At 60.8% G+C, this 8,916-nt stretch carries 7 protein-coding genes; 6 read left to right on the top strand and 1 reads right to left on the bottom strand.

All coding sequences use genetic code 11. The features are described 5' to 3' along the window. Positions 1 to 106: integrase core domain-containing protein (locus tag FYJ44_RS12430; RefSeq protein ID WP_154508122.1), on the top strand; the 106-nt coding region annotated here is incomplete at its 5' end. A gap of 22 nt (positions 107 to 128) precedes the next feature. Here the strand turns inward: FYJ44_RS12430 and FYJ44_RS12425 are convergent. Continuing rightward, entirely contained in the window at positions 129 to 836 is a 708-nt protein-coding gene (locus tag FYJ44_RS12425) for a hypothetical protein (protein WP_154512614.1), read from the bottom strand. Positions 837 to 1,072: 236 nt separating this feature from the next. Here FYJ44_RS12425 and topA point away from each other — a divergent pair, with 236 nt between their 5' ends. The 5 genes from topA to FYJ44_RS12400 all read left to right on the top strand — a co-directional run bounded on the left by topA (position 1,073) and on the right by FYJ44_RS12400 (position 8,558). Next, positions 1,073 to 3,313 carry a type I DNA topoisomerase gene (topA, locus tag FYJ44_RS12420; protein WP_154512612.1) on the top strand — a complete coding sequence of 747 codons (2,241 nt, stop codon included), beginning with the start codon at positions 1,073 to 1,075 and terminating at the stop codon, positions 3,311 to 3,313. Next, the gene (locus FYJ44_RS12415; protein ID WP_154512610.1) at positions 3,306 to 4,481 is read left to right on the top strand and encodes an XdhC family protein; all 1,176 of its coding nucleotides are present in this window, start codon (positions 3,306 to 3,308) and stop codon (positions 4,479 to 4,481) included. The genes topA and FYJ44_RS12415 overlap by 8 nt, the downstream gene beginning before the upstream one ends. Positions 4,482 to 4,667: 186 nt before the next feature. Continuing rightward, a complete protein-coding gene (locus tag FYJ44_RS12410; protein ID WP_154512608.1) occupies positions 4,668 to 5,297 on the top strand; it encodes a thioredoxin in 630 nt (209 codons plus the stop codon). 479 nt (positions 5,298 to 5,776) lie between these two features. Further along, positions 5,777 to 6,430 (top strand): IS1595 family transposase, encoded by a 654-nt coding sequence (locus FYJ44_RS12405; RefSeq protein ID WP_154510531.1) that lies wholly within the window; start codon positions 5,777 to 5,779, stop codon positions 6,428 to 6,430. Positions 6,431 to 6,821: 391 nt separating this feature from the next. After that, a complete protein-coding gene (locus FYJ44_RS12400; protein WP_154512606.1) occupies positions 6,822 to 8,558 on the top strand; it encodes a methyl-accepting chemotaxis protein in 1,737 nt (578 codons plus the stop codon). Positions 8,559 to 8,916 lie beyond the last annotated feature (358 nt).

Raw genomic sequence — 8,916 nt, 5'->3', positions numbered from 1 at the left:
GAAAAGAACAGCGAACTTGCCGGTCTGGACGCATCGCTACAACTTTGTGCGTCCGCATACGGCTCTTGGCAGAAAACCTCCAGCCTCAAGGCTGAGCGGAGGGTGAACAACGTGTTGACACTCTACACCTAGGGCGCGAGGGCGTTGAGCACTTCCAGACTCAGCTTGTCCTCCAGAGCGGGCAGACAGTCCTCACGGCCCATGTCCGACCCCTCGGCGCTGACGGCCACCTGACGCATGTCGGTCTCAGCGGGTTCTCGGCCGTCGGAACGGATGCCCACCCTGGCCCGCAGGCCCCAGACCTTGCTTTTGCCCCGGCTGTCCAGCATGGCCACGCCCAGGCCCAGTAATGCGCCGCCGCCCGCTCCCCAGCCCGCGCCACTGCGGCCGTTGACGTCCACGGCGCTGCCCAGCAGCATGCCCAGCATGGCTCCAGTGGCCGCGCCGCCCAGGGCCTTGCCCGCGCTGACCGGTTCGTTTTTGGAACCCAGCGGGTAAATATCCTCAATGCGCACGCGTACCAGAATGTCGGCGGCGTTGGCCGCGTCGGCCGGGGTGAGGCCGCGCTCGCTCTGGATGTAGGCCGTGAGCATGGATTGCAGATCCGCGTTCAGATTGGGCTCGCCGCCGCTGACGGCCACGTGCACGCTCTGGCCGGATCTGACGGACACGCGCGGCAGGGGATCGAAAGGCCCCTGCACCGGGGCGCCGCCCCCCATGCCGTCTTGTCCCGCAGCGGCGTCCCCGGCCTGACGTCCGGCGCAAGCGGCCAGCAGACCGAGAAGCAGCAGGCAGAGCGGCAGGAGATGGCGGCATGACCAATGAAACGCGCGCATATACAGTCCTTTGGGGCCGTGTCCGGGCAACGTCCCGGACCGACTGGCATTATCTCAGTAGCCCAGATGGACGCGCCTGTCCAGCCGGAGGGGCCGTGTCAGCGGAGGGCCGCCCGGCCGCCGCACTTGACGCCGCCCGCGTTTGTCGTATCTTGCCCCTACAATAATAAATGCAATGAACCCGGAGCGTCGGCGGCCCCCCGCGGCAGCGCCCGGCATCCGGATGAGGACGGCGCATGGGCAAGCAGTTGATCATAGTGGAATCCCCGGCCAAGGTGAAGACCATCAAAAAATTTCTGGGGCCGCAGTATACGGTGCAGGCCAGCGTGGGCCACGTGCGCGATCTGCCCTCCAGCTCCCTGGGCGTGGACGAGGCCAATAACTTTGCGCCCCATTACGAAGTGATTGAAAACAAGAAAAATGTCGTCAGCGAACTGCGCGCCGCCGCGGCCAAGGCCGATACGGTTTATCTGGCCCCCGACCCGGACCGCGAGGGTGAGGCCATCGCCTGGCACGTGGCTGAGCTGATTCGCGACAAGGCCAAGGATATCAAGCGCATCCAGTTCAACGAGATCACGGCCAAGGCCGTCAAGGAAGCCCTGGAGCACCCGCGTGAGCTCAACGGCCATCTTTTTGACGCCCAGCAGGCCAGGCGCGTGCTGGACCGTCTGGTGGGCTACAAGATTTCGCCCCTGCTCTGGAAAACCATCAAACGCGGCATTTCCGCCGGGCGCGTGCAGTCCGTGGCCCTGCGCCTGATCGTGGAGCGCGAGGCCGAGCGTGAAGCCTTCAAGCCCGAGGAATACTGGCTGTTCAAGGCGCTGCTCGCCGCCGCCGCGCCGCCGCCGTTCAAAGCGGAACTGGTCAAGATCAGCGGCAAAAAGGCCGTCATCAGCAATGCGGAGCAGGCGGACAGCCTGGAAGCCGCGCTCAGGGGCAAACCCTTTGTGGTGGAAAGCGTGGAGGAAAAGGAGCGCGAACGCGCCCCCCAGCCGCCCTTCATCACCTCCACCCTGCAACAGGCGGCCAACCAGCGCCTGTCCTACACGGCCAAGCGCACCATGAACATCGCCCAGCGCCTCTATGAAGGCGTGGAGCTGGGCGACAAGGGGCTCACGGCCCTGATCACCTACATGCGCACGGACTCCACGCGCATTGCCGACGAGGCGCGCCAGGCGGCCAGGGACTTTATCGTCCAGACTTTCGGCCAGGACCATCTGCCCAAAAAGGCCCGCATCTACAAGGCCAAAGGCGGAGCCCAGGACGCCCACGAAGCCATCCGCCCGGTGGACGTGACCATCACGCCGGACATGGTCAAACCGTATCTGCCGCCGGAGCAGTACAATCTCTACCGCCTGATCTGGTCGCGTTTCGTGGCCTCGCAGATGGCCGGGGCCCGCTTCCACGACACCACGGCCCTGATCGCCTGCGCCCATACCCTCTGGCGCGCCAAGGGCGAGCGTCTGCTCTTTTCCGGTTTTCTGGCCGTGCTGCCGCGCGGCAAGGAGGAGGCGGACGCCGAACTGCCGCCGCTCGCGGCCGGGCAAACCCTGATCCTGAACAAACTGGACAAGGAGCAGAAGTTCACCCAGCCCCCGGCCCGCTACAGCGAAGCCAGTCTGGTGCGCGAGCTGGAAGAGCTGGGCATCGGCCGGCCCTCCACCTACGCGGCCATCATTTCCACCCTGCAGGACCGCGACTATGTGCAGCTGACCGAACGCCACTTTGTGCCCACGGACCTGGGGCGGGTGGTCTGCCGCCAACTCGTGGAGCATTTCGCCAGGCTCATGGACGTGGGCTTCACGGCCCAGATGGAGGAAGGTCTGGACAAGGTGGCCGAGGGCGGCGAAAACTGGGTGGACCTGATGCGCGCCTTCGCGGCGGATTTCAACCCCACCCTGGAGGCCGCGGCCAAGAACATGCAGAGTCTCAAGGGCGGCCTGCCCACGGACCTGCCCTGCCCGGAATGCGGCAAGCCCCTGTTGATCAAGTTCGGCAAGGCGGGCGCGTTTCTGGCCTGTTCCGGCTATCCGGAATGCCGCTACACCAGCAATTTCGCGCGCACCGAGGACGGCAAGGTGGAGGCCGTGGCCCAGGAAAAGCCGCAGTATGAAAAAGTGGGCCAGTGCCCGCGCTGCGGCAAGGATCTGGTGATCAAGAAATCGCGTACCGGCAGCCGTTTCATCGCCTGCACGGGATATCCGGCCTGCGACTATGCCGCGCCCTTTTCCACGGGCGTGCCCTGCCCGCGCTGCGGCAAGGGCAGTCTGGTGGAAAAGAGCAGCAAGCGCGGCAAGATCTTTTATTCCTGCGACCAGTATCCCCAGTGCGATTTCGCTCTCTGGGACAAGCCTGTGCCCGGCCCCTGCCCGCGCTGCGATTCTCCCTATCTGGTGGAGAAGAAGAGCCGGGACGGGGTCAAGGTCATTTGTCCGGTCAAGGGCTGCGGTTATGTGAAGGAGGGCGGCGATGCGTAAGAGCGCCAAAAAGGAAAGCGTCCCGACTCCTGTTCCGGAGACGCCCCGCCCGCCCGCCCCGCCGGATGTTCCGCCCCCGGCGGGCGAGGACAGTCTGGAGGCCCGTCTGGCCATCCTGCTGGAGGCGGGGATTCCCACGGTGCTGCTCACCGTCATCAGCCGTGAAGGTTCGGCCCCGCGTCATGCCGGCACCCGCGCCCTGCTCACCCCGGCCGGACTGGAGGGCACGGTGGGCGGCGGCGCGCTGGAGGCCCGCGCCGTGGAGGCCGCCCGCCAGAGCCTGGAGAGCGGCATTTCGGCCCGCGTTTTCTGCGATCTCACCGGTCTGACCCCGGCCAGCGACATGGTCTGCGGCGGCAGCATGGAAGTGCTCTGCGAGGCGCTCACGCCGGAACAGGCCGGGCTGTTCGCCCTGGCCGACCAAGTGCTGCGCGAGGGCGGGCGGGGCGTCTGGACCGTGGACGTGAGCCGCGAGAGTCTGCCGCAGCGCCGTCTGCATTTGGCGACCCTGCCGGAAGTCTGCCCGGAGGTCTGGCCGGAAGGCTTTGCGCGACTGGATGGCTCCCCGGCCGTGCGCGTGGATCTGGATGCGGCCCTTCCCCTGCTGGAAGAGCTCAAAAACAAGGCCGGTCTGCTCAGCCTCGGAGAGCGGGCCGTCTATGTGGAGCCTCTGGACGCGCCGCCCGTGCTGCTGCTCTGCGGCGGCGGGCATGTGTCCCTGGAAGTGGCGGGGCTGGCCCAGGCCTGCGGATTTGTGGTGGACGTGGTCGACGACCGCCCGGAATTTTCCGATCCGGCGCGCTTTCCCATGGCCCGGCGCTGCCTGACCCTGCCCGGCTTTGAAAATCTGGTGGAGGCCTGCGGCATTGGGCGGCGGCATTATGTGGCCATTGTCACGCGCGGGCACAGTTTCGACCGGGAGGCCCTGGCCCAGGCCCTGACCAGCCATGCCTCCTATATCGGCATGATCGGCAGCAAGGCCAAGCGGGAACAGGTTTACGCCTTTCTGCGCGCTCAGGGCGTGCCGGACACGGAACTGGCGGCGGTGCGCTGCCCCATCGGCCTGCCCATCGGCGCGGAGACGCCGCGTCAGATCGCCGTGTCCGTGGTGGCCGAACTGCTGGCCGCGCGCGCCGGCACCCTGCAGCGCCTGCGCTTTGAGGACTGAGCGCCGTCCGCGCGGTAGAGACGGATTTTTACAATCCGACCGCAATGTTACAGCGTGTCTGATGCAGGCGGCCTTCCCCCTCTGCCCGCCCGCTCTGAGCAGGATGCGTCTGCCCCGGGCATATGCCGAACCGGTCTTGACATTTACGTCCGGGCAAGGCTAGGTCCAGAAAGGGAGACTCTCAGCATGGAAGTTACCTTAGGGGCGTTGCTGATCGCCTTTCTGCTTTTTCTCTATCTGGAAACCAAGCGTCGGTCCGCCCGCCTGCAGAATCTGATCGCCGAGGAAAAGGCCGGAATTGCCGAAGCCTCGCGCATGACGGCCAGCATCGGCGTTTTTTCTCCGGACGCGCAGACCACGGTGATCATCGGCGCTTCCGAGGAATACGGCGCCTTCTACTACCGCATGTTGCGCCAGAGCAAGGTGATCAACCGCAGCAAGATCAATCTGGCCAACATTGCCCGCGTGGACCTGTTGATCAACGGCCGGCCGTATGACTTTGACTGCGACTCGGAGCAGCCCACCACCTCGTTGCGGGCCACCGAGCTTTGCGGCAAGATTCTCGGCTTCTTTTCGCCCGGAGAGCTCAAAACCATCCAGCGCGCGGCCATACGGATCGCGTTTGTCAGCGAAATCGGCAGCGAAAAAACCCTGGAAATCACTTCCCTGCGCACCGGCGACGAGCGGCATCGTTTTCAGCGCGTTCAGTTGCTGAAAAACGCCATCTGGTGGGTCGCTTTTCTGAACATGGCCAGTCGGCAGGCCCGGCATATGCGCGCCCGCCTGGAGGAAGAAGGCGACGGCGAGGACAGTTGAAGCACGAAAGGCGAGCAAACGGGCTTTGCTTTGGGGCGGCCCCCGATTGATTCTCTGATCCCCACAAATGTCAGCGGCGCGGCCGGAACGTGAGCGGGGGGACATTATACAAATTTACCGTATTTCGACAATAATACGAAAAGCCTGAAGCCGATGCGCTTTTTCCCCCTTTCTGTCTGCCTCTGTTAAGCCTGTTCCGGGCGCTGGCCTCCGCACACAAATATCGCGTGCAGTACGTGCCGCGGAGCGGATCATCTTTGAAATATTATATTTTTCAAAGATGATCCGCTCCGCGGCACGCTTTATTGAAGGTGTCGAAACGCTTTGAGCGAAATCCGATCTGATTCGTATGCTTTCATCCTTCCTCTTCCAGTCCTCTCCCTCCCGTGTTACAGAAATTACTAAATATTGCTTGATTGCCGATATGTGAAAAAATTTTGGGGCTGTCCTAGCTAAGAAAAAAGAGCTAGGATAACGCCATGTATGAAAGGCGCAGCAGACTAAGTAATCGGCAACAGACCGAACTCATAAAATTTTTTGTGGCAGGCGCTACGGCAAGGGCTGCCGGAGAAATGGTAGGAGTAAACCGTAACACAGCCGCATCCTATTTCATGCGCTTGCGCCGTCTTATTGCTTCCCATCTCCCCAGTTATCGGTTGTCCGGTGAGATAGAAGCTGATGAGAGTTACTTTGGCGGAGTAAGAAAAGGTAAACGAGGACGGGGAGCTGCCGGAAAAATAGCCGTTTTTGGTCTGCTGAAGAGAAACGGCAGAGTCTATACGGCAATCATTCCCGATGCCCGTACGGAAACACTTCTGCCTATCATCAGAGAACAGGTGGAGCCTGACAGCATAGTCTATACGGATACGTTTTCAGCTTACAACGCCCTGGATATCAACGGATTCCATCATCATCGCATCAATCATTCCCAGAAGTTTGCGGAACAATATAATCATATCAACGGAATAGAAAATTTCTGGAATCAGGCCAAAAGACACTTACGTCGCTTTAACGGTATCAAGCCTGAACACTTTTACTGGTTCCTCAAGGAGTGCGAATGGCGCTTCAATGGGGGCAATCATAAACAACTCCTAACTGAGCTAACTTATTGGGTAAAACAAGCTAAACATTAGTCTTAGCTAGGACAGCCCCAAAATTTTTTACGATACCATTATGGTTTTCTGAAATTTCCCGATAATAATCCACAATGGCTGGCTGTTTTTGTGGGGTTAGTCGCGATATATAGAGAAAATAGTCGCATCCAGTGTTTAAGTTGCAAGGCGCGCGGTAATCATTTTGGGAAGAGACACGTCTTCCACGCCCGTAACCGGCGGAAAATATTTCGGATGATCGCCGCATCACCGCGTCGCGGTTGACCGGAGCGCTTTGCCGTCCGGTATTCCCCTCTCCTCTCAAGGGAAAGGAGAGCCATCGGAAGTTGTTATTTCATAGCCGCGTATCCCCGTGTGTTTGTTCATTCAACCCTGAATTTGTATTCCGGCATGGAAAAAGTGAGGAGGCTCTATGAAACTTTCCGTAAAATTGGGTATGACGATAGGGGTCATCATCCTGGCGCTGTTCGGGTTCGGGATTTACAGCCTGTTCCAGATGGAAGGGCTTTACAGCCGCACCAGCACGTTCGACAACACCTATCTCCCGGCCATACTTTACTCCAACCAGATGAACACGCTCGCTTCAGATTTCCGCATCAACGAAATACGCCATATTTATACTGACGATCAGGCGAAAAAAGCCAGCTATGAAGGCACGATGAACGAGCTTCTGGCGCAGTCCGTCAAATTGCGGAACCTGCTGGACAATACCTTGAAAACGGATGTGACCAGGGAACAACTCCGGAAGGCCATGACCTTCTGGGACGAGTATCTGTCCCAATATCAAAAAATTCTTGAAACGTCCAAGGCCAACCGTACGGAAGAGGCCAGGGGTCTGCTGGACAAGACCAGAAATGAGTTCGACAACATGAAACTGGAGCTTGCCAAGCTCATTGATATCGCCAATGGCGTGGTGGACCGCTCCTCCGCCGAAGCCGCCGCCGAGTATGCGAACGCCCGCATACTCACCATCAGCCTGCTGGTCGCGGTCACCTTGCTGGGCTTCCTGCTGACCCTGTATATCATCAGGGGCGTGCAGAAGCAGTTGGGCAAGGATCCCGGCGAACTGGCCGCCATCGCCGCGCGCGTCACCTCCGGCGATTACAACATTGCCGACGGCAGCCCGCAGATCGGGGTATACGGCGATATCGTGAACATGGTGGGGGCTCTGGAAGAGCAGATCGCCAATGCCCGGCAGGAATCCGAACGGGCCGCCAAGGAGTCGGAAAACGCCAGAGAGGCTTTGCTGAAGGCGGAAGAGTCCTCCAATGAGGCGCGGCAGAAGACCGAGGCCATGCTGGAGGCGGCCGACAAGCTGGAACAGGTCGCCCAAGTGGTTTCCTCGGCCTCAAGCCAGCTTTCCGCGCAAATCGAGCAGTCGGGGCGCGGCGCGGAGCAACAGGCCAGCATGGCCGCCGAAACCGCGTCGGCCATGGAAGAGATGAACGCCACCGTTCTGGAAGTCGCCAAAAATGCCGGTTTCGCTTCCGAGGTGTCGGTGAACACCCGTCAGAAGGCCCAGGAAGGCGCCACCGTCGTGGGCCAGGCCGTCAAGAGCGTGCAAGACATCCAGCGGGAATCGCTGGCGTTGAAGGATGCCATGGCGGAACTCTCCCATCATGCGCAGTCCATCAGCCAGATCATGAGCGTCATTTCGGACATCGCGGACCAGACCAACCTGCTGGCGTTGAACGCGGCCATTGAAGCGGCCCGCGCCGGCGAGGCCGGACGCGGTTTCGCGGTTGTTGCCGACGAAGTGCGCAAGCTGGCTGAAAAGACCATGGCCTCCACGGCGGATGTGGGCAACGCCATCAAGCTCATTCAGGAAAGCACCAGCCGGAGCATGACCCAGGTGGACAACGCGGTGAGCATGATTGAGGCGACGACGAACTTCGCCGAGGAATCCGGCAAGGCCCTGCAGGAAATCGTGGACATGGCCGACCAGACTGCGGAACAGGTGCAGAGCATAGCCGCCGCCTCGGAAGAACAGTCCGCCGCCTCGGAGGAAATCAGCAATTCCGTCAATCAGGTGAACACCATCGCCAGTGAGACGGCCAGAGCCATGGAAGAGGCCTCCCGCGCGGTGTCCGATCTCGCCCAGCAGGCGCAGGGCCTGACGACTCTGATTGAGGCCATGAAGCGGGGGTAGGACGAAGCCCTGACATGAAAAGCCTTGCCCGCCCCGGCCTACGCCGGGGCGGGCAATACAGCAGCATAAGGATTTAGCGCCGGAATGCCGCTCCACGGAGCGACGCATTCCGGCGCTAAAGCGTTCTGAGGGGGCGTTGGCCGTATTTTTTTGAATTTTTTTCATCTGTTATTTCAGCTGGTTATAAAAATGGGACGCGGGGGGATAACTAGTTGAAATAGCAAGAAATTTGCCGTTATAACTTTTCCGCTGTCTCTTGGCCCGTTTCTTGCTTTTTCCCCTGGAATATGCTTTTTAGAAGGCTGTTTGAGCCCCCGTTTACGGAATCCGCGCCCGGATCCCGTTCGGGCGCAGTTCG

It is taken from the genome of Desulfovibrio porci (assembly GCF_009696265.1).
Lineage (GTDB): Bacteria > Desulfobacterota > Desulfovibrionia > Desulfovibrionales > Desulfovibrionaceae > Desulfovibrio > Desulfovibrio porci.
This window is presented reverse-complemented; position numbering and strand designations above follow the sequence as displayed.